This is a genomic window from Bacteroides sp. OF03-11BH (assembly GCF_003604005.1).
GTDB classification, from domain to species: Bacteria; Bacteroidota; Bacteroidia; order Bacteroidales; family Bacteroidaceae; genus Bacteroides; species Bacteroides ovatus.
This window is the reverse complement of record NZ_QTMW01000016.1, coordinates 115,846-138,693: the sequence shown is the minus strand read 5'-3', so window position 1 is coordinate 138,693 and position 22,848 is coordinate 115,846. Positions and strand designations below refer to the sequence as shown.

General features: G+C 40.9%; 12 protein-coding genes and 1 pseudogene. 1 reads left to right on the top strand and 12 read right to left on the bottom strand.

Annotated features, from left to right (window positions below; translation table 11 throughout):
* Positions 1-59: 59 nt before the first annotated feature.
* From DXA54_RS13950 to DXA54_RS13910, 9 genes and pseudogenes are all read right to left on the bottom strand, one after another.
* Positions 60-860, bottom strand: coding sequence for an alpha/beta hydrolase (locus DXA54_RS13950; protein ID WP_004298588.1), 801 nt, complete (start codon positions 858-860; stop codon positions 60-62).
* Between the two features lie 301 nt (positions 861-1,161).
* Positions 1,162-2,346, bottom strand: a complete 1,185-nt coding sequence (locus DXA54_RS13945) for a glycoside hydrolase family 26 protein (RefSeq protein WP_009040325.1) — start codon at positions 2,344-2,346, stop codon at positions 1,162-1,164.
* A gap of 13 nt (positions 2,347-2,359) precedes the next feature.
* Positions 2,360-3,844 carry a hypothetical protein gene (locus DXA54_RS13940; protein ID WP_120079773.1) on the bottom strand — a complete coding sequence of 495 codons (1,485 nt, stop codon included), beginning with the start codon at positions 3,842-3,844 and terminating at the stop codon, positions 2,360-2,362.
* Positions 3,845-3,854: 10 nt separating this feature from the next.
* The gene (locus DXA54_RS13935; RefSeq protein ID WP_004302750.1) at positions 3,855-5,318 is read right to left on the bottom strand and encodes a hypothetical protein; all 1,464 of its coding nucleotides are present in this window, start codon (positions 5,316-5,318) and stop codon (positions 3,855-3,857) included.
* A gap of 17 nt (positions 5,319-5,335) precedes the next feature.
* Positions 5,336-6,313, bottom strand: coding sequence for a hypothetical protein (locus DXA54_RS13930; protein WP_004317434.1), 978 nt, complete (start codon positions 6,311-6,313; stop codon positions 5,336-5,338).
* Positions 6,314-6,329: 16 nt separating this feature from the next.
* Positions 6,330-7,868, bottom strand: a complete 1,539-nt coding sequence (locus DXA54_RS13925) for a RagB/SusD family nutrient uptake outer membrane protein (protein ID WP_004317432.1) — start codon at positions 7,866-7,868, stop codon at positions 6,330-6,332.
* 10 nt (positions 7,869-7,878) lie between these two features.
* A pseudogene (locus DXA54_RS13920) lies at positions 7,879-11,008 on the bottom strand (SusC/RagA family TonB-linked outer membrane protein).
* Between the two features lie 224 nt (positions 11,009-11,232).
* Positions 11,233-12,258 (bottom strand): glycosidase, encoded by a 1,026-nt coding sequence (locus DXA54_RS13915; protein ID WP_120079767.1) that lies wholly within the window; start codon positions 12,256-12,258, stop codon positions 11,233-11,235.
* Positions 12,259-12,272: 14 nt separating this feature from the next.
* Positions 12,273-13,850, bottom strand: a complete 1,578-nt coding sequence (locus tag DXA54_RS13910; RefSeq protein ID WP_022199450.1) for a sodium:solute symporter — start codon at positions 13,848-13,850, stop codon at positions 12,273-12,275.
* A gap of 158 nt (positions 13,851-14,008) precedes the next feature.
* On the opposite strand from DXA54_RS13910, the gene DXA54_RS13905 reads away from it, so the two are divergent.
* A complete protein-coding gene (locus DXA54_RS13905; RefSeq protein ID WP_004317421.1) occupies positions 14,009-14,875 on the top strand; it encodes an AraC family transcriptional regulator in 867 nt (288 codons plus the stop codon).
* 10 nt (positions 14,876-14,885) lie between these two features.
* Here DXA54_RS13905 and DXA54_RS13900 read toward each other — a convergent pair whose 3' ends face one another.
* The 3 genes from DXA54_RS13900 to DXA54_RS13875 all read right to left on the bottom strand — a co-directional run bounded on the left by DXA54_RS13900 (position 14,886) and on the right by DXA54_RS13875 (position 22,837).
* Positions 14,886-17,456: a beta-mannosidase gene (locus tag DXA54_RS13900; protein WP_207903499.1), complete on the bottom strand. Its 2,571-nt coding sequence runs from the start codon at positions 17,454-17,456 to the stop codon at positions 14,886-14,888.
* Between the two features lie 1,021 nt (positions 17,457-18,477).
* Positions 18,478-20,982, bottom strand: a complete 2,505-nt coding sequence (locus tag DXA54_RS13880) for a glycoside hydrolase family 31 protein (RefSeq protein ID WP_055234559.1) — start codon at positions 20,980-20,982, stop codon at positions 18,478-18,480.
* Between the two features lie 76 nt (positions 20,983-21,058).
* Entirely contained in the window at positions 21,059-22,837 is a 1,779-nt protein-coding gene (locus DXA54_RS13875) for a glycoside hydrolase family 66 protein (protein ID WP_055234512.1), read from the bottom strand.
* Between the last annotated feature and the right edge of the window lie 11 nt (positions 22,838-22,848).

Here is a 22,848-nt window from a genome sequence, read left to right as displayed (position 1 = left end):
TCTATCACTATATCTTTCCGCATTTCACTTTTTTGTAGTAACTTTGCCAGAACAATATATCATTTGAATCTCTTCACATAATCTGCAATCAGATAACATGCCGGACCGAGTACTTGACCATGATCGAATCCTTGCATTTCGTACAAAGTCACTTTCTTGTTACCTATACTTTTCAAGACAGCTTCCAGCAACGCATTTTCTTCATACCTTGCCGCCATCTCCAGATGCTTGTCCCCCGTAATCAACACGAGAGGAGCTGTTTCCTTACGAGCCTTATTTACCGGAGCATACTCATCAACCACCGGAATACCGTCAGGCAAACCGCGTTCCTTACGAATAGTGAAATGTGTCACCGTCTGACCACTCACCGGAAGATAAGCAGCTACACTATCGGCATCTGCTCCGTATGCTGCCATGTACTTTTTATCCATTGCCAGAATCAACGAAAGATAGCCTCCCGCAGAATGACCGGAAACAAAAATGTGATCCTTACGACCACCATACTTCTCAATATTCTTGAAAACCCATGCCACAGCTTCAGCCGCATCTTCGATGTAAGCCGGATTCTTTGCTTTCGGACTCAAACGGTAATTCACCGCCACTACTGCAAACCCTTGTTCTCTCAATTCTTTGGGAATAAATTTATTTCCACCTTCCATACCACCACCGTGAAACCAGACAATAGTTGAGAAATCCTTCTTGTTTTCAGGATAATAAATATCCAGTTTACAACGTTCCAGACGATAGGTGTCCGTTTCGGAACCAGAGACATAAGATATATCTTTGTTTGTGCGATAAGCATTTTGTGCTTGAGCAATGCAAGCACAAAGCAAAAAGAGAAGAAGGCAAATCTTTTTCATGATCTTATTTATTTCAGTATTTTTTAGTATTCTTTCCCAATAAGCAGCATACAACCAAATGGCATCCACGTTTCTTATAAAATGCAATATTACGAAATTCTAATAAGAAATAGTCCTTCTACATACAGCTAATTCTGTTCATGCAAAAAATTATTCGTCTGACGACTGTTGAACTTTCGTCTAACAACTGTCAGACAAAAAGTATACAGTTGTCAGACGAATAAAGTTATTCAGCTAGAAAACTAGTCTTCTGTATACATAAGACTAATTCTTATATAAAAAGCGATAACATCAGCGTTTATCATTTCACATTCATTCCTTCAGCCATTGTATACATATCCGGCAAATCGGCAGAGAAAAGCGAAACCGGACTTTCATACATCTTTATAAAACTCTTTTCAGAGGCATGCCCTTTAAAAACAGAGTAGAAATGCGACTCACTTTCACTAGGATCATATTTGTTTCTCCACATCACAATCATGCTGACAAACTGTCCCGTAGCAGGGGTAAGGATTTGCTGTGTCCAGTAGTTTTTCTCCGGAACACCATCACGTTGAATACCCTCTACTCCGGTTTCTGTAACCCCACACGGTTTTTTCAGTTCTTTTGACAGACGAGACAAGGTATTCATATTGGTAGTCAGCACAACCGGACTCAAACCATGATAAGAATCCATTCCTAAAAAATCTACATAATCATTGCCGGGCCATCTAAATAGGAAGTTCTCACGTCCCTGCACAGAATCTATTTGCGGGGAAATCGCATAAATAAGGTTATGCACATTTTTTGTGTCCCGCAAATAATTGACGGTAAACTTCCAAAAGGAAGTAAATTCATCACTAGTCGTACATGAACTCCCCCACCACGACCATGTTTGGGTATGCTCATGATAAGGGCGGAAAATGACCGGAACTAATTCACCATTCTTACCTTTCAAATTCAGTGCAAAATTCGCCAAACGATCCAGCCAAGTTTTAAATTTAAGATGTGTAAGACTTCCCTCTTTAAGAATCTCCTTCACAACCTCATTACTGGAATTATCCCATGAATCACCTCCGGTCAACGGATTATTCAGATGTGCACATGCAATAAGTACCTCGCCACGCTCATAAGCCTCTAAAGCGACTCTTTTACGGATTTCATTTTCCGGGTTCTGATAACGATCATCCATTATTTCAGCAACATCAAAACTGAAAACCGCCGGATAGTCACCACAAACATCATGAGTGTCGGAGCGTCCTTCCTCATTATACCATTTACGACCATACCAAAGATCATCATGATGTCCGAACATGAAACCTTTTGACTGAATAGCCCAAAGATTCGAATACAAGGCTTTAGTCTCGGAAGTCGCATTTTTATCTACAATGGAGAGTTCTTTCACTTCTTCATATTCCGGATAAAGCGCCGATACCTCTTCCACATCGCTACAACTCATAAAGACGGATGCTAATCCGACCAAAAGTATATTGATTTGCTTTTTCATAATTATCTGTCTTTTAATCTATATTCGTTAATAAAATAAAACTTTGAGCCTTGAGGATAGTCTGATAAGTTCCATCAACAGTTAATCCTGTCTGGACAGGGACGGGGTGTCCTTCATTGTTAGTTTGCCTATTCCCTTCTTCATATACATATAAAGAAACATTCTCGAGAGCAGCAGGCAAAGAAATATCCAAAGATCGATCCTCGTCTCCTATATTAACGGCAGCAAAAACATATTTTCCTTGATATTCTCCAGCAGCCGCATAAACACCTTTCGTGCGATCAAGCGTTGTTTTAAGGATATTAGAACCAGTCGGAAAATAACGGCACATCAATGACCAAGTGTAATACCACGGACGGATTTCTTCCTGCGAAGGGTCATCGAAGACTTCTTCTCCTAAGATATTCCACATTCCCCACAACTTAATATCTTCCGTCTTACCAGAATCACCGCTACTGTGCATTGCGTCATCCAACATCCAGGCAGCTATTCCCGAATATCCTCCATTCATTACCTCCATACAGAGCAATGGCATATCAAGACCATAAAAATAGTCGTATACCAACATATTAGAATCTGTACCTTTAGTAAACGGATGACCTTCGACACGCCGGTTATACTCTTTCATTAACAACGAATCTGCTTCACGCCAATATTTGTAACCGGCCTCTCCCAACACAATCTTTTTACCAGCAGGAATAAATTCCTTATGGCGAGCCAGAATCTCCGCATATTGCCCAGAACGTACTTCATGTTGTCCGGGATAGGCATGAATATCGTAAATACCGATATGCGAATCCAAGTCGGTGGTCGCCTGTTTCACCCAGCCTGCCGCGTCAAATGGAGAAGACGGATTCTTGTAATCAACGACTGCATCAGGGCCGGCAAACTTCACTTTGCCGTCTAGTCCGGGATATTCTTTCATCTTATCCGCAAAACGGAGTAACATGGATTTCCACAGGTCGTAGTCACCGTCAGTTGAAGCCCAATTCCCATCAGGTTCATTAAAGATCACAAAATATTTGATACAGGAAAAGCCAAGATCATTGACCAGATAATTCAGGTAATCGACAGACATATCCACCCAACATTGTTCATCCTTCATAGCCCAAGTAGGGGGATTATATTCACCATACATCACCACAATATTATGATCCGTACAATACTGCAACAAGCGGGAAAGTGACGCTATATTACGTGTTTTATCATACTTTCCCGTCTGCGGATCATAATAACGAAAAGGACTGTTAATCATACAACGCACATACCCCATACGCATAAAGTCAAGGCGTTTAAACAGTTTCTGCCAGTCTTCGTCAGAAACGGAGGCTCCCCATGACTCGGCTTCATCGTAAGGGTCCCACTCCACACCATTTCCTATGTAACCGGAAGTAACAACCTCTTGAGATACATTCACTGTCAGCCGGTTGTCAGAGTGCGCACATGAAACAAGCAACATCCCCACCACAAAAGTTCCTATTATTGTTTTTAAATTCATCATTCTGTTTTTAATAATCGTAATTAGTATACACTATCAGTGATTCTGCCGGCATAGTCACTGTCTCTCCTTTCTCAAGGTGAAGAATCAAGTTCTCATCATTCGGCAAAAGGAGACAATCTCCTTTCTGTTTCAACGTACCGTCCGAATAGATGAACTTTTTACAACCTGACAGAGAAGAAAGAACATCACTTTTTAGTTTTACCGTTTTGGGACTATCAGAAACATTCACCAAAGCAATCATATATTTCCCATCTTTTCCTGATACGGCAGCCTTTACGAAAGGCTCTCCGGTGGTGTCTGTTCTATAAACCGCAGTTCCGGCAGGCATATACCTGGTCAGTAACGACCAGGCATAATACCACGGACGGACGTTTTCCTCTTCTGCCCCGAAACATTCTTCACCGAATATATTCCAGAATCCCCAAATCTTCAGTTTGTCAGGTGCTTCATTAGAGTGCATGGCATCATCCAGCATCCAGGCAATGGAACCTGAAAAACCAGTATTGACAGTTTGAATAAGAGCATCTGCCATATCTGTTCCATACATATAATCATAAACAAACATCTGCGAATCTTCCAACGAGGCGTTAACTTTACTCCTGGCTCTACGAATATTCTCCTTCTGATACAAAGAATCAGCCTTTTCCACAAATTTAAAACCAATTTCTCCCATCACGATTTTCTTTCTTTCAGGAATCTTCTCTTTATAGGCAGCAATAATATCTGCATATTCTCCAGAATTAACGGTGACTTTAGACGGATAAGTATGGATATCGTAAAGTTCTATTTGTTCGTTCAACTGCACTGCACAGCTATCCATCCATCCTGTCTCCGCTTTATCCCAGATGGCAATATCCGGACCGACGATACCAACTTCTCCGATCAGGTCAAATTCTTTCATATATTGATAAAACTGCCGGACAGATGATGCCCAAAGAGGAAAACTCTTATTAGTGGCAGCCCAATAACCATTCGGCTCATTCACCAGATTGTAATAGCGGATACAAGAATATCCTTTATTATGAACCAGATAATCAACCAAGGCAGCTGCGTGACGAAGACTTTGACTGTCAATCTCTGCTTCGCGGGCACGAATGACACTCCATCCCCAATCTCCGAACATGACAGTCACATTACGACTCTGGCAGTAGTCTAACATTTTGGATAATACTTCCATCCCCCGTTCCGGCACCAATCTCCCCTGGTCAACAAACGAAGAAGTATTAATCATGATACGAATAAACTGCGGACGCATAAAATCAAGTCTGTCATACAGTTTCTCCCAATCGGCTTCCGAAATAGTTAGTTTACCTTTGCCATAATCCAGTTGATAAGGATCCCACTGCGCCCCATTACCTATATAGCAATCATTTAGCACCGTTTCCGTATCTATGGTGATTATTACATCCTGTTCTACCGGAGAACAGGATGCAAAAAAGGCAACTATAAAAATAAAGAAGTATTTCTTCATATTTTATCATCCATTAGTTAATCCTCATTTTTTGTCACGAGTACAAAGAACTTACGTGCCTGTTTAGCAAACACATCATAATCAGTATAAATATAGGTCCACTCATCCACACCATTGATTTGGAAAGAGAAAGCATTATTCGGCAAAGTTACCGTATTGGTATAACCTCCCCCCTGGAATAATGTATAAGTTCCCGGATTTTCGAGTACGGCAGTCGATTCATTTCCGTCCGAATCAATAAAAGTAATAGTACCTAAACTGTAATTACGAATCCAACGGCTCTCTCCTACTGGAATTTTCCGATAATACTTCTTCAGATCAATATCCGTCTTATCTGCCGGATTAGAAGAACCTTTAAATATAAAGTCTGCATATTTCCCGTCAGGCCCGGCAGCATTTATACATTTCCCGGATGTGTTTCCATCATCTGTGATATTCTCCATAATAAAGGTCAGTGTATTGTCATACTCTTTTTCCGGGGAATATTCATCATACCAGCACCATGATTTGTCCATAAACGGATAAACTCTTCCGCCACCCCATTCCGGACCTGTACCACCATAAATAATCAAATTATTAATCGACCATGTACCTTCCAGACTTTCACGGAATTCATTCACATAGATCATATATTCACGTGTTTTTCCAGTTGCGGAAGTTACAGTAAGAACCGATTTTCGCTCCGGATTACTAAAATCCAATGTACTGCCTTTACCTGCAGAAGCTGTGGCTTGATACGACAATTCAATAGATTCTATTTCAACTTTCGACAAATCAGGAATAGCCCCCACATTAAGGGTTACGGTAACTTCCCCGGTTGTATCATCAATGCGTTCAATTTCAGCCTGTCCCACCTGGTTCTTGAATTTAAGACTCGTTACAGACCTCTCGTTATTCCATCCCCCATCATTCAAATCATCCTGCATGTCTTTCACACAAGATTGCATTACCCCCATACAAAGGATAAACAGTGTGTATTTTAATAGTTTATTCATAGCTCACGATTTTTTATTATTCTCTTAAACTTGGATTAAGATTAATCTCGGTTTGCGGCAACGGATAGAAAGAATATTGACTTTCATTTAGTCCGGCATCCTTCACTTCTTTGATTTCTCCAATCCTGCCCCAACGACGAATATCGTACATACGATCTCCTTCAAAAGCCATTTCAAACTTACGTTCTTCATATACTTTCTCCCGGAATTCATCTATCGGCAATCCTGGAGTCAAATCCCCCAATCCTGCCCTATGTCTGATAAAGTTTATCAGTTCATAAGCTTTGGTAGTCGGGCCGGCAGCTTCGGCATACACCATAGCAATGTCAGTAAAACGAATGAGAAAGGGGCGTGTACTAGTCTTATCCCCATCAAATTTGGGATCGATGTATTTTCGGCAGAAGGGGTACTCAAAATCACCGCCATCCGGTTTCCATTCCGCTTTTACCGTTCCATCTTCATTATACACCTTGTCCACAATGAGATCTTTCTTACGCAAATCGTTTCCATCAAACTCATTATAGAAATTCATTTCCGTACGATATTCTCCCCAACCGTCATGAGATTTTATATATTCATCTTTGTCTCCTTGCTTGATCCAGATAGTAGCACCCTCAATATAAGGAAGGAACATTTTGGATATCTTAGAATATTGTCCTTCTGCCTCTCCCGTTCTATCCATAGACATCAAGAAAATATTTTCTTTACCGGCAAAGTTCTCTACATCATAAATCTTGAGCAAATCACTTTCAAAACCATACGTATTCTGCGGATAATCCGGATCCAATCCTAATGCTCTTCCGGCATAAGTCATAGCATCTTGATAGAGAGAATTGACATCTTTCGCCATTTCCTTGTATAAAGGCACATTATTTGCTTTGGCAGAAGCTGCATATAAATAGATTTTAGCTAACAAAGCCTGTGCACCGACTCTATCGATACGTCCCATTATGGGGGCAGCGTATACAGGCAACAATTCTTCCGCTTTTTTACAATCGTCAATCATCAAATCATAAATCTCATCCATATTATTTGCCAAAGGAGTACCCGTTTGCGACAGTGTCTCCACTACTCCATAATGCATCGGTACCAAACCGAAGTTACGTGAAAGACAGAAGTAATTGTATGCACGTAAAAAATAAGCTTCACCCAAATACTGATCCTTTAGCTTGGAATCAATATCCGTACCCGGCATCTTCTTAATGACAGCATTCGCCCGATTAATAGCAATGAATGAGTATTTAAAGAAATTGACCAAAGTAGCATTGGTATCAAAGTTATCAATTCTCCACAGATTCAAGGCACGATTATCAACGGAGGCATCTCCTTTAGTAGTCATAATTTCAGTAGGCATATCACCGATGAAATAAAGAGCACGTGAATACTCGATATAGGTAAGAGTAGCATAAGCGTAATGAATAGCTGCCATTGCATCCCCCTCTGTTTTATAGAAGTTATCTTCGGAATAGAATCCGTAAGGCTCTTCATCAAGACTGCAACCGGAAAAGCCCAGGATACAGCTTATTAAAATGAAAGTGTATATATTCTTTTTCATATCATTTAATTTAGAATGTTATATCAAGACCTACTGTCCATTTCCTCAAGCGAGGATACCCACCGGAATAAATTCCGTTTTGCCCGACTTCCGGATCATACCCGTCGAACTTGGTAAATGTATATAAATTGGAAGCATTCATATATAGCCGTATTTTCGAGGCAAACACTTTCTGTTTAGGCAAATCAAAAGTATACCCTACTGTCAGATTCTGGATTCTCACAAAAGAGCCGTCTTCTATCCAATAGTCAGAAAAGCGAGTCTGACGTCCGTCACGCAGACTGGGATATTTGTTAGTCGGGTTGTCAGGTGTCCAACGGAGTGCGGCATTATGCGGATCACCAAAAGTCTTGGTGTTCAACACATCATTCCCAAACACACCATTCAGGAAAATACTCGCATCCAGTTTCTTCCAACGGAAAGAAAGATTCAGACTTGCCGTAAAATCAGGATTAGGATCACCGATAATACATTTATCGTTTTCATTCACAACACCTTGTGTCCCGTCCCCATCATACGTATTGACATATTTGAATTCTCCCGGCATAGCATCTTCTCCCGACAATCCTGCGTTAAGTCCTTCCGGCAAAGTCTGAATAATTCCATCACATTTATATCCATAAAAGACATTGATCGGTTGGCCAATAGCAAGTATATTAGTATAAGAGCGATACTGTTCACTCAAGTTACCGACAACTTCATATTCCATTCCCGTACGGGCATCTTTCAATAGACCCGATTCGACACTACTTCCCAAATCAAGCACCTTGTTACGGTTCATAGAGAATATAAAAGTTCCATTCAAGCTCCAATCTTTTTTATCTACCATAACTCCGTCAATCGTTACTTCAAATCCCCGGTTGCGAATCTTACCATCATTCACCCACATGCGGTCATAACCGGAAGAAAGGGCCAGGTTTCTTTCTCTCAACAGGTCAGACGTCTCTTTATTGTAAATATCCAAAGTGACGCGAAGTCTTCTGTTAAAGAAAGCCATATCAATACCAAAGTCCCATTGCGCAGTTGTCTCCCATTTCAGATCCGGATTAGGAATTCCACTCCAAATTTTCCAGATTCCGTCTTGCCCGGACTGCCCTGACTCATACCCGGGACCGATAGCAGTCAGCCATTGTCCCTGATGGTAATATTTAGTCGTTCCATAACGGCTAAGAGTCTGATAAGGACTGATTCCCTGATTTCCCGAAATACCGTAACTTAAACGAAACTTCAATTCATCAAATGTATTTAGTTTCTTTATAAACTTCTCTTCGTGAGCTTTCCAGCTGATAGCTCCGGAAGGGAAATACCCCCACTTGTTATTCTTACCGAATTTAGAAGAACCGTCGGCACGAAAAGTGGCAGTAAGCAAATACTTATTATCATAAGTGTAATTCAGACGGGCCATTCCGGAAACCAGTTTACTTTTCGAGAACCCGTTGGAAATAATATTGTTCGCTTTCTCTCCGGCTCCCATATTCTCATTTCCCAATGCTTCATTCACAAAACCATTAGCAGTCAGATACGAATCACGATATTGATACCACTCGTAAGAATGACCTACCATGGCGCCCACTTCATGTTTGCCGAACATTTGAGAGTAATTGGCAAATGTTTCGGAAACAAAATTTTGATTCTCTGTGTTACCAATGACTCCCCTACCACGATTCTCCGTACCGACTTGGGTGTATTTCTGTGGCAGATACTGGTCGTTGGTAGATTTTCCATATTTATAATTCAACTGGCTTGTGAGACGAAGTTGCGGTATCACTTGCCATTCAAAAGCCCCGGATGAGATAACATCCAGCATTTTGGTTTTATCCTTTTTATGCTCGCGAATAGCGATAGGATGACTATAATCTTGAGCAGTAGTCTGATAATAAGTTCCGTCTTCATTATACACAGGATAAATCGGATTTCTCCAATACGCCATTCCGCCATTGTTATTACGGTTGCCAAGATATAGAATATTGGATGCACGAATCGTAAAGTTCTTATATATCTTATGACTGACATTCAGATTATACCCCCCCTTTACTATAATCATCATCAATATACATTCCCTGGTCCGTATAATAATTAGCACTCAAGTTAAAACTCGTCTTCTCGTTAGCACTGGAGACAGAAACTGTTGTATTATTAGACACAGGCGCATCTCTAAACACTAATTCATCCCAACGGGTATTGGTTGTCCAAGTAGTCTGAAGCTCCTCAATAGACGGGTAATAAACACCGGCAGAATTATTTGCACCGATATAGAGCGGCTGTAATCCACCATTCACACGTCCCTCATTGTTCAACATTGCCATCATCACCGGGTCTCTCCACAAATCCAGTTTGGAAGAAAATTCAGAGAAAGTGAGCTGCTGTTTGACAGATACCGTCGTAGTTCCTTCTTTCGCCCTTCGAGTGGTTACAATTATAACTCCATTAGCACCTCTGGAACCATAAATTGCAGAAGCAGAAGCATCTTTTAATACTTCCATTGAAACAATATCATCGGTATTAATCTGTTTCAAATCACCGGCATCTCCCAATGGAAAACCATCTACCACAATCAAAGGTGAATTGGATCCGCGCAGCGAACTATTACCACGAATACGAACCGTTGATCCGGCTCCCGGATCCTGTGACGAATTGATTACTTGTACACCAGCCGCACGCCCCTGCAACAATCCTTCAACAGAATTAGCCGGTATATCACTTAATGCCTCCGGCTTTACCGTCGCAACCGATCCCGTCAAATCACTCTTTTTCACCGACCCGTACCCAATGACCACCACCTGATCAAGTAATTGAGTAGCATCACTAAGTACCGCATTTACCACCTTTTTTCCGGAAACCGATATTTCTATACTATTCATACCTACATAAGAAAACTCTAAAACCCCATTCACCGGCACATTGGCCAGAGAGTAATTCCCATCAAAATCACTGACTGTTCCTACAGCCGAACCTTTAATTTTAATAGTAGCTCCTATCAGAGGCTCACCTTGTACATCTTTAACCACTCCAGTCACAGTAATCTTGGAAGATGTTTGCTCTACCGCAGCCCATGCGGTAGAAAATACGGACAAAAAAAGGCATATCAACACAACTTTGCAGAGTGACATGCTACCAAGCCGTTTTTTCTGTTTATTCATCATAATATAAAATTTAAGCGTTGAATTCTTTACTGATAATTTGATAATACAAATATAGACTATAACCTTTCATTTTCATTCGCACTATTTACTCTATTATTATACTTTTTTGAACGATTTAATCTATGATTATCTATTTTTCGCATAGCAACCTCCCCAATGTACACATAAACAGTGTATACACATCACATTAAAAGACTAAAAGATAAAGGAGATTCAGTTAATTACACCTTGCAGTCGGTCAACAAGTAAGAGAGCAGTTCATTTACAGAGCAGGTAGCCACGCAGACATACTTATCCGCACTACCATAATACACAAAGAGCATATCATCCACAATCACATTTCCCGTAGGGAATACACAACCGTTATAATACCCGTTTATCTCGAAGTCCTCTTCCGGTTCGAGAATTGATTCATGCGTTTTGGCTAGTATTTTCAGAGGGTTATCCAAGTCGAGCAATAAAGCCCCCACCCTATAATACCCTTTTCCGCCATGCTCCACACCATGATAGAGCATCAACCAACCCTTATCCGTTTTCAGGGGAGGAGTACTTCCACCAATCTTTTCCTCCCAAGTATTTTCACGTCCTGTCAGAAGAAGATGGCTTTCCTTACCCTCCCAATCTAATAAATCATCCGAAAACTTTATCCAGATAGAAGGGTATTCTACACCAAATTTTTCGCCAATATACTGCTTGGGGCGATGTAACATAACAAATTGTCCGTTTACCTTCTCGGGAAAAAGAATCACATCGCGATCATCAAGCACCGGTGAAGTCAGACGTCCCAAACGGCGAAAATGGCAAAAATCTGTAGTAACAGCCAGCCCAGTATTACCTAAATTCTTAGCAATAGCTGCAGGAGCATACTTACCACATTCAGGAAGTAAAACTTCATCATGCCCAAACTTCCAATACTGCCCGGGTGGCACCGGCCGATAGGCATAAGTAATATAATACTCACCATCAAACTTCACAATACGAGGATCTTCCACACATCCGGAATCAGGCCCGTCGACACTCGGAGAAAAAGCCGGCCGATCCGAGTGCCTTTCAAAATAAAACCCATCCCTGCTCGTAGCCAATCCCAAGCGGATAACATGTTCTCTATCATTACCTGCAGCACGATATAACATATAAAACATGCCGTTATCATAGAACACGCCAGGATTACAAGTCACCAAAGATTCCCAATCATTCTTTTCCGACGGAGAAAGAATCGGGTTTCCTTCAAATTTCTTTAATTTCATATATTCTATTTATTTTATTGAAAAATAATCCAAATCAATGCGCTTAACACAAGTAACACCCCTGCCCATACCTGATAGTTCTTATACCAGACTACTGTTTTCAAGGTTACATATTCTTCTTTCAGATCGCTAAAAGAAAAGGTGGTGTCAGTAAGCTTATCTTTACCCGGAGCCGCATAAAAGAAACTGCTTACATAAATCACCATTATACTGAATATCAACAAGAAAGGAACCATCAATAAAAAGTGCAAATCACCAAAAACCGTATTTTTAAAGAAAAGTAAAAGAACCGCTACTACCAGACCGAGAATCAATCCCATAAAAGCTCCGTCACCATTCACTCTCTTATTAAAAATTCCAAGAAGGAAAGCCGCTACGATAGGAGGAGAAATATAAGAAAGCATTTCCTGATAATATTTTAGAAGAGATCCGAATTTACCAATTTGAGGTGCCCATAATGCAGCTAACAGAATAATCACACAAGAAGCGATTTTACCAACCAGTACCAGCTTTTTTGTATCAGCATGTTTATTAAACTTCGCATAAAAGTCCATCGTAAACAAAGTAGAAGTAGAATTCAAGATAGCACTAATCGTAGAAGTCAATGCAGACAACAGAGCAGCCAGCATAATACCCAGCAAACCCACAGGCATTAATTGCATCACCATATTAGGATATACCATATCGGGTTTATCCAAACCTGGAAATAAATCACGGGCAATCAATCCGGGAATAGCAATAATGAACAATGTGCTCATCGTGAGAAAACCGGTGAATATAACACCTCTCCGACCTTCATCAATAGTTCTGGCACTCAAAACACGTTGTACTAAAGTCTGATTATTAGCCCAGAAGTAAATACCCAATATGGGCATCCCCACGATCAGCCCCAACCAAGGAGTGGCATTATCGGACAACGGGCGAATCAGCTTCACCAATATATCATCGTTTTCAAACAAATGATAGAAATAACTTCCTCCCTGCTGAAAACAGAAATAGGTAAGCAAAACCGAACCCAAAATCAAAACTACCGCCTGTATCAGTTCCGCGTTAATGGCAGAAGAAAGTCCTCCCGGAATTGTATATGAAGCTGCAATAATAGCAAAGACTATAATAATCATCTGAAGATCAGCTTCAGGTAATACCAGTTTGATAATTAATGCGGCTGCATAAAGCGCACCGGCAGCATCCAGAAAAATATTTCCGATAATACAAATAGCGGAAAAGTAGTAACGGGAACGTTTATCAAATCTCTTCTCCAGAAACTCCGGAATCGTAAAAACCTTCGACCTTATATATAAAGGTAGAAGGAAAACAGCAAAAAACACCATAACTACAATACCGGTCAGGTTATAATTGAAAACGGCAAGCCCCGTATCATAAGCATCACCCGATTGCCCGATAAGCGTAGTACTGGATATACTGGCGGCAAACAGGGACAACCCTACAACCCACCAGGGCATGGAACGTCCGGCAAGAAAATACGATTGGGCATCCGAACTCTTTCCGTTCTTTACACCCCACCATATAATAAATAGCAGATATACGACTACGATTACAATATCAATAGTTCCGATAGAAAATGATTCCATAGCATTCAATTAGTTATTAAGTATGATTCACTTTGCAAATGTAAGGCATATAATGATAGTTTTTTGATATTATATTGCTTAATAATTATACTTTTTTGAATAGCCTGTTTTTGTATTATTATTATTCGTACATTTGTATCAAGTTAAATACAGTTCTTATGAAAGACATTCAAAAGGAAATTACTCCCATTTCTTCTGATGATTTATTCATCGTTTTAAATCATCCCAATGCAAAATTTGATTATCCGGTACATTATCACTCCGACTATGAAATTAATCTTGTGATGAATACGTATGGAGAAAGAATTGTAGGCGATTCAGTCGAAAAGTTTGACAATCTGGATTTGGTAATGACTGGCCCCAATCTTCCGCATGCCTGGAAAGGAGAGATTGTAGAAGGCAATCATGTGGTGACCATTCAGTTCTCGGACAAATTGCTCAATTTTCCAATATTGGAGAAACGACTATTCAGCCCGATTAAACAACTGTTACTCGACTCACAGAAAGGAATTAGCTTTTCTGAAAACACCATGCTGGCAATGAAAGAGAAAATTCTCCAGCTTACCCGGATGCAAGGCTTCCACACCGTTTTAGAGTTTCTCTCTATCTTGTATGATCTCTCCACTGCCGACAGACATATTTTAGTCAGTAATCTCTATGACACAAAAGACACGATACGTACCTCAAAAAGTAGACGCATTGCAAAAGTCTGCGACTATATAGAGAAGAATTTTGAAGAACCTATCAAACTGGGAGATGTAGCAGCTCTGGTAAATATGTCAGAATCCGCTTTCAGCCATTTCTTCAGAAAGAAAACAAATTGCACCTTTATTGACTATATCAACAACCTCCGTGTGGCCCGTGCTTGCCAGATGCTGACTGAAACATCACACACGGTAGCAGAAATCTGCTACTCGTGCGGATTTAATAATCTATCGAACTTTATTCGGATATTCAAAAAGAAGAAAGGAAACACACCTAGCGAATACCGTACAATCCTGCAACAGATGTTGATTAAATATTAAGTGCATTTATTTAATATCCATCGACCAACGATTTGATTTTTAGCTGTCGGGAAAAGTCCGTATATGAAATATCGGTACGAACTTTCACTATCTTATCTTTTCCCGGCATCAAATCGAAATAATTATCTTCAAAGAAATTATCAATTCCATCAAGAGACAAGTATACAGCTCTTGCAAAACGGTCTGCTTTTAAAGTCAATTCATATCCGTCAGGCAGTGACTTTAATTGATATGATATATTCACTTGCGGATATAACATCTCCTTTTGCTTCGTCAAGAAATAATTATTTGTGTAAATCGTTCCTTGTTGATCGGTAAGGGTTGCGGAGATAACAAGCTGATTTTCCGGTTGTGATTTTATAAATGAATTCAATCTGTGGGACATAACGACTTTACTTTCATTAGCAGGAATAGTTACCGATCTTCTGATTGAATTAACAAGCTTTCCTTCCATGTCACAGACTTCCAGTTCCAGTATAGCGCTCGTTTTCCTTAATCTATCAGATACAATATATACATCAAGCCTGTCATTATTAACTATGGGAGATACAAGCACGTCCCGAAAAGCTGCCTTGGCAAAATAATGTTGCGCTTTCCAACGTCCGTAGTAATCACGGCTCGACCACGAAGCAACCGGCCAGCAATCATTATGTTGCCAAAATAATGTCCCCATACAGTAAGGCATATCCCTGCGATGTGCTTCAATAGCCGTTTTAATAGCATCCCCTTGCAGTACAAGGTTCATATACAGAAATGATTCGAAATCTTTAGGTTTGCGATATTCGTTCAGCAAATAGTCTTCAATCAGTTTGTTCGCGAACTCACCTCCCCGTTGATGAGACATCATTACCTCGGAAGTTATTTCCCAGTCTTCAGGGTGCGGAGCATACATTTTGACCGACTCAAATTCGGGAAAAGATTGAAAACCATATTCACTAAAGAAACGACTACGCACCTTATTATATTCGGAGATCGGCTTTTTTGCATGCCATACAGCCCAATAATGCGTATCCCCTTTATTATTCTCGGAAACTCCGTCATAACGACTGAAGGGCGATGAAGGCCAATAAAATGTTTCAGGGCTATTTTCTGTCACCACTTCCGGTAGCATTTTATGAAACAGATCTTCATACTGCTGCCAGATAATCCGGGCATACTCCGGATTCTGCTTCGCATAGTTTTCTTTCCAATTCCAACCAAACCAAGCTTCCAGACATTCATTATTACCACACCATAAAGCAAGAGAAGGGTGATTGCGCAAACGGCGAACATTATCAATCGCTTCCTGACGAATATTTTCCAGCAATTCACCTTCGGAGGGATATACGCTGCAGGCAAACATAAAATCCTGCCACACAAGAATACCATATTTATCGCATAATTCGTAGAAATAATCATCTTCATAAGTCCCTCCACCCCACACACGCAAAGTATTCATATTAGCATTGACAGCATCCAGAATCGTTTTCTCATACAGTTCCTTCGTCACACGAGGCAGAAAATTATCACAAGGGATATAATCAGCCCCTTTGGAAAATACAGGTATTCCATTAAGTTGAAAATAGAATGATCTTCCCTCTTTATCCTCCTTACGTATAACTTTTAATGAACGTATTCCTGTAGAAGTTATAAGACAGTCCTTATTTTGCTCGTTTGTTTTTACTTCGGTCCGGAATTCATATAGATTGGCTTTTCCAAGTCCATTGCTCCACCACAAATTAGGATTCTTTATAAAGAAGTTTACAGCAATCTTATTCAATCCTTTTGTCAGGCAGGTAGTAGTAGCACCATAAATCTTTCCAGTCTTATTGTCTCTGACCGTAACTTCAGCCTTCTCAATATCTTTATCGGCTAGTATTTCTACAATATTACTAATGTCGGCTTGTTTATAAGAAACCTCTTTTTGCCGGATAAACACATTTTCTATCCGCAAATCATCCCATGCTTCTAATAAAACAGGTCTCCAGATGCCAGAAGTTACCAGGCGAGGTCCCCAGTCCCAACCATAATGATAGCCTGCCTTACGGGCAAAAACACTAACCTTTCTATTGAATACTCCTCCATTCTCCGACTGGTCGTTGATTGCCTCATAGTGAAAAGGCAGCGCATCCCATTTAGGCATATCCCGTTTAATAGGAGAATGGAAATATATCCTTAATTTATTATCCTTTGCTTTCAGTTTATCTTTTACGGGAAGTTTCCATTCACGAAACATATTGTCTGCCTCCAATATCTTTTCTCCATTCAAATAGACATCTGCATAAGTATCAAGCCCTTTAAAATAAAGCCGTATATTGTTTTTATCCATCAATTCGGGTGCTACATCGAAGGTTGTTTCATAAATCCAGTCTTCTTTATCAACCCACTGTACACCTCTTTCATTTAAGCGATAAAAAGGATCTTCAATGATTTTATTATCAATCAAGTCAGTGTGTACTACTCCCGGGACTGTAGCAGGATACCAGTTAGAAAGACGAGCTTGTTTAAACCTCCATCCCGAATGGAGTTCTTTCTGAAGTGTATTGGCAGATATGTGACCATTCAGAGTGGAAAATGTAGTGACCATAGCTAGTGCAACCATCTTTAAATAAATTATCCTTGTTGATTTTCTCATAACAACTTTATTGTGTATTAGATTTCCATTTAAAATAACGTTGCAAACATAGGCAATTGTCAATCAATATTTTAATACTATATTACTTAATCATTATACTTTCTTGAAAAGGGTAATAGGAATTTATTTTATTTAAATAAACAACTGCTTATCGACTTGATAATATATACTTTCAATGTTCTATTTTTAATATTATACAAGGAAATGGCCAATTAGAAAATAACGAACCGGAAAATAAACTGCATAAATAAATGCATGAGCATACAAAAAGATGCCTAATATTGCATAAAAGCAAACAGGATATGCATCTTTCTCTATTCAGAAACCGCTCATTGCTTTAAAACCAACGAAGTGTTCCTCGGTGTGCATCGACTTGTTCCTCACCAAGGAAGCTATCGTTCCCCGGTGAAGAAGATAAAAATGGACTATTAAGAAACATTTTTTTCTCTAGTTTACCATAATATATCGGACAGGAAAAAACAATAAAATGATTAATTATTCGGGCATCTGCTCTCCAAATAACAAAAATAATCAAAAATCTATCGCAGCTTGATTGGCATATTTTCGAAACAGCCGAAATAGAGAATCGCGTAATTACAAATGCAGGACATTTTCCTGCTTTTCTTTACCAAACTGCAATTCACGTCCTTCTTCCAATGATTAAATATTCCTTTTTTAAGAATCATCGTTTTTTAAGAGGCTACTGATTCCTTCAGAAGGCTCTTTCAACTTTTATCCTTCAATAGCTCTTTTGTCTTATCCGCCAAAAACAGGGGGATATTAATCAAATTACCATCTTGTTTCAAATTCAGCATTGAATAGCGAATCAGGTAAGCGGGTTGGAAAAGCTTCTCATAATGAATCACACTTTTGATATCAGAAATGTGATAACTTACACATTTCTGATATGAGTTTCGTGCGAATCTACACATTATCCATATAAAACGAAAGAAAAACTCTGAATATTAGCTTGCCAACAGCTCCCTGTTTATTTAAAAGTAATCATCAACTGTTCATCAACACCTTTATCAGGTATTCTCACACTACAGACACCTGTTTCCTTATCCCAACTCCACGCTACAGTTTCAGTGTTATTCTCCAGATTTTCTTCCAAACGTTCCGGTTTAGTTTGCTTTATCTTCTTTCCTTTGACAGTTATCTCTTTCGGAGCTTTCGCAGAATAAATACGGAACAACAGATTTCTCGGACCGGGAACAGTGTATCCTTTTCCTTCACGGGCAGAGACGGTCAGTTCATATCCATTTGCCAGAGTGCTGCAAATAATCGGTGTTTTGACAAATTCATCACGCTGATATCCTAAGTCTTCTCCTTCATCTTCGTAAAGAGTAAAGGCTGCTTGTGCACCTTCCTGGGCGGGAAAGATTTCAAAAGTAAGTGGATATACCGGTTTCTCATGGGTGTAGTTCATCACCGGCATGGTAGGGATGATGGAACCTTGCTTCACAAACATGGGAACAGAGGACAAGGGAGCATCAACGGTAGTCCATTGCTCTCCGGTGTAGACCGTCTGCTTGTTGTTGTAGTCTATCCATGTGCCTTCGGGAAGATACACGTTCTTTGTGCGAGCACCTTTCTTCACCACAGGAGCTACCAACAATTCACGACCGAACAGGAATTGGGCATCCGTGGAGAAAGTTTCCATATCCATTGGATATTCCAGAAACAGAGGCCGCATGATAGGCAATCCTGTATCATACGCTTCGCGGGCGTAAGTATAGATATACGGTAACAAACGATATTTCAGTTCGATAGCCGCTTTCGCGTTCTTTTCCGCTTCCGGCCCGAAAAGCCACGGTTCCACCGGGTTATCTCCCTCATGGTGGATACGGCTCAAAGGATTAAATGCTCCGAATTGAATCCAACGGGTATAGAGTTCGGCCATAGCCGGATAATCCTCAATATCCCCACAGTAACCGGTGATATCACAGGAAGAAAATGGGATTAATCCCAATCCGGCGGAAAGCATTACAGGAATCTGATTGGCTAATTGTCCCCAACCTTGCAGTACGTCGTCTCCGTTTCCGCTATCACCCGTCCAGCCAAACGTATAACGTTGCAAGCCGGCATAAGCAGCACGAGTCATCTGGAAAACACGACGGTCCGGATTCCTCTTTTCAAATTGCTCCTTCACCACTTTATCCCAGGTCAGGCCATAGACGTTATGGATTTCATCGTGCATACCCAAATGGTGCTTCATCACCAGGCGTTCCGTCTGCTCTTCGTTACTCCAGGCAGGTTCGCCCATATCTGTCCAGAAGCCGGAGATACCATCATCAATAGGTTTCTGCTGATAAGTTCCCCACCAGTCGGCTACGGCAGGCAGGGTGAAGTCTACCACTCCGCAGTTTCCACCCCACGGCCAGGGCATATCGTAGCTTTTACCGTTCGTACTGTCCTTTACAAAATAGCCCAGACGGTCTGCTTCTTCCCATTGTTTTTTGTTGGCTTGTGCAATTACCGGGTCTTGAGATACGACTACCTTAAAACCCATCTCTTTCAAATCCGAAAGCATCTTCCTAGGGTTTTCATAGTTTCCTTTGCGCCACTCGAAATCCTGCAAATATTCTGTCCAGCCGATATCCTGATAGATAATATCACAAGGTATTCCCCGTTTCCGGTAGCCTTCGGCTATCTCACGACTTAGCTTTTCACTTGTCAACAGACCGCGGCATTGAGCAAAACCCAACGCCCATTTCGGCGGCATGATAGGTTTTCCGGTCAGTCCGACGTATTGGCTGATGATTTCTTTATAGTCTTTACCGAAAATAAAGTAATATACCATTTCCCCGTTCGGCGCTTCAAAGCTGTAATAATCACGGCTTTCCGTTCCGAATTTGAATTCCGTCTTATAGGTGTTATCAAGGAAAATACCATACCGGTAATTGCTCATAAAGAAAGGAATACTCTTGTAAAGAGGATCTTCTACCACGCTATAGCAAGGTTTGTCACTATTCCACATCTTATAAGACTCGCCACGACGGTCCATCTTTCCCGCTTTCTCACCAAGTCCGAAGAAGTGCTCGTCACGACGAAGCACTTTATATTCCACCTTCTTCGTTCCTTCACTGACATGGCCTTTATCGGCATAATCACTAAACAGGAGTTTCTGATATTTATCGAATATCTGAAGACTCATCGGAGATTTATTCACCCGGATACGCAACTTCGGAGTAAATATCTCATAACAGGCCGCCTGTTCATCCACATGAATAGTTCCTACCTCTTCCAGCTCTTCATTAATCACTGCAAACGAAGCATTTCTTCGCTGCAATTGCCCGTCGGGTGAGAACCAGATTTTCACGACGGAAGAGCTACAAAGTTGCAATTGCAACGCGGCACTGTCCGTCAGGTGAAAAGTCACCTGACGTCCCTGCTGTGTAAAAGAGGAGCATGTACGTGTCGTTTTTTCCGCCCAAACCCATGTTGGAAACACCAAGCACAACACCCATACCCATAATCTATATCTAATCATCATACCTATCATTTTAAGTCATTCTGCTACAGCCGCGTTATTGGACTATACTCATTTTATTCAGCTGCAATCTCTTTTATTCAGCCACAATCATTGTCCAATATTTCAAGGAAGGCAATGTAAAAGAGACAATTCCGTTCTCCTGTGTAAAGGCCAATTCCTGCAAGGCTCCTCCGTGTGCATCCGGCGACGCTACCCATAACTTATTCACCTTTGCCGACAGATTCATTTGCAAAGCCGCTTTCGTAATCAAAGCCGGTTCCGGCATCGTACCGTCCACATCTCTCCAGCTAAGACTGTTCGCTTGCGAGAAATTAAGAAGATGTATGACTTGCTTGCCACCTACCTGCTTGGCATAAGTAGTAACTGATCCCTGTTGAGGAGGCCAACTATTCAATCTCATTTCGCCATTGGTACAATCTATGGAAACACGATTCTCCGTACCACCGTCACGAAGCAGATTCTGATAAGAAGTCAGAAAATCATAATAACGAACCATCGCTGTTTTCAATTCTTCGCTCATTGTCAGATTCTCATTCGGGAAGTACTCTTTGCACAACATGTGATCGCCTCCCAGTTCAAGGTGCGAACCACCCAAAGCAAACATGACAGCATCTGTCAATAAGATACCCGGCGTATTAAATTCTCCCCGGTTATCCGCTTTATTATAATTCATATAAGCTGCAAAAACCGTATTCAACTGATAATTGCCATATACTCCATTTTCATAAAGAATGGCTTTCAGATTGGTAAAATCAGCCTCATCCGCCCACACCTCATTATAGAAGAAATCAACTTTACCAGTCTCCCCAATCTGACGGGCACCGTAACGGCTGACCGCATTCATCACCAAACTCTTGTCCGGATGAGCCTGCTTCGTCGCTTCAATAAAAGAAGCATATCCCTCACGCAGATTGACCGGAATACCGTTGTAATTGTACAACGTGCTGCGTCGTCCCAACTGGTCTATCTGATAGCCGTCGAAGGCAAAGTTCACATATACATCATCATTCCTCTCGTTCAAATATTTCTGCCATTCCTTATTAGAAGGATCTACCAGATAAATATTACTTTTCCATCCGCCCGGCAGATCATGACTGTCTTTAGTAGTGTGAGAAGCATCCTTAAACAAATACCATTCCTCCTTCACCCCGTCCGTAGCGGCATCCTTCAACGCCCCGAAACAAAGATTGTAAAACATAGACTTCATACCGAAACGATGCTGCGCTTCAATGTAATTCTTCACAGAACTTGTATAAACCTCCCGGTTAGCGATGTCCATATATACTTCGTCCAACTGCGTACGTGTACCGCCCAATGGCCAGTGATGCTTATTATGCCAGTCCTGAAACTGTACCCAATTGATGTGATGACGATTCAGATACGCCATCTCTTCCTGCGTCTTTTCAGCCGTCTTCTCCCGACTGAAATCAGCGACAAAACCATAACGGGGAAAACGTGCCGGATCACTAGATACATCTACCGCAATCGTACCGACAATCACATCTGTACCATTCTCCTGACGGTACAGTTCCGCCATATATCCTTTGAAATCAGTAATAGGCGGTTGCCATGTCCAACTGTTACCATTTACCGACTCTTCTCCGACAACCTCCCCTAAAAGACGATAACGAACTTTAGTTCCGGCAGGCAACGCATCTTCTGCTGTAAATACCACTTTCTCCCCCGGTTTATAGAAAGCCTTATCCGTAGACAGGTCCACACTTAAATCCGATGTTACCGGAGTCACTTCGGTGACACTGCCCGAAGCTCCTCCATTCTCCTGGTTCGACCCATGATCGTCACTGCAAGCCATACACAGGAAAGCAGCCACCAAATATATTATTTTCTTCATCTTGAATTCTT

What these genes read in the sequence shown, in the direction of transcription:
- DXA54_RS13950 (WP_004298588.1), bottom strand. Translation starts at nt 860, where the DNA reads ATGAAAAAGATTTGCCTTCTTCTCTTTTTGCTTTGTGCTTGCATTGCT.
- DXA54_RS13945 (WP_009040325.1), bottom strand. Translation starts at nt 2,346, where the DNA reads ATGAAAAAGCAAATCAATATACTTTTGGTCGGATTAGCATCCGTCTTT.
- DXA54_RS13940 (WP_120079773.1), bottom strand. Translation starts at nt 3,844, where the DNA reads ATGAATTTAAAAACAATAATAGGAACTTTTGTGGTGGGGATGTTGCTT.
- DXA54_RS13935 (WP_004302750.1), bottom strand. Translation starts at nt 5,318, where the DNA reads ATGAAGAAATACTTCTTTATTTTTATAGTTGCCTTTTTTGCATCCTGT.
- DXA54_RS13930 (WP_004317434.1), bottom strand. Translation starts at nt 6,313, where the DNA reads ATGAATAAACTATTAAAATACACACTGTTTATCCTTTGTATGGGGGTA.
- DXA54_RS13925 (WP_004317432.1), bottom strand. Translation starts at nt 7,868, where the DNA reads ATGAAAAAGAATATATACACTTTCATTTTAATAAGCTGTATCCTGGGC.
- DXA54_RS13915 (WP_120079767.1), bottom strand. Translation starts at nt 12,258, where the DNA reads ATGAAATTAAAGAAATTTGAAGGAAACCCGATTCTTTCTCCGTCGGAA.
- DXA54_RS13910 (WP_022199450.1), bottom strand. Translation starts at nt 13,850, where the DNA reads ATGGAATCATTTTCTATCGGAACTATTGATATTGTAATCGTAGTCGTA.
- DXA54_RS13905 (WP_004317421.1), top strand. Translation starts at nt 14,009, where the DNA reads ATGAAAGACATTCAAAAGGAAATTACTCCCATTTCTTCTGATGATTTA.
- DXA54_RS13900 (WP_207903499.1), bottom strand. Translation starts at nt 17,456, where the DNA reads ATGGTTGCACTAGCTATGGTCACTACATTTTCCACTCTGAATGGTCAC.
- DXA54_RS13880 (WP_055234559.1), bottom strand. Translation starts at nt 20,982, where the DNA reads ATGATTAGATATAGATTATGGGTATGGGTGTTGTGCTTGGTGTTTCCA.
- DXA54_RS13875 (WP_055234512.1), bottom strand. Translation starts at nt 22,837, where the DNA reads ATGAAGAAAATAATATATTTGGTGGCTGCTTTCCTGTGTATGGCTTGC.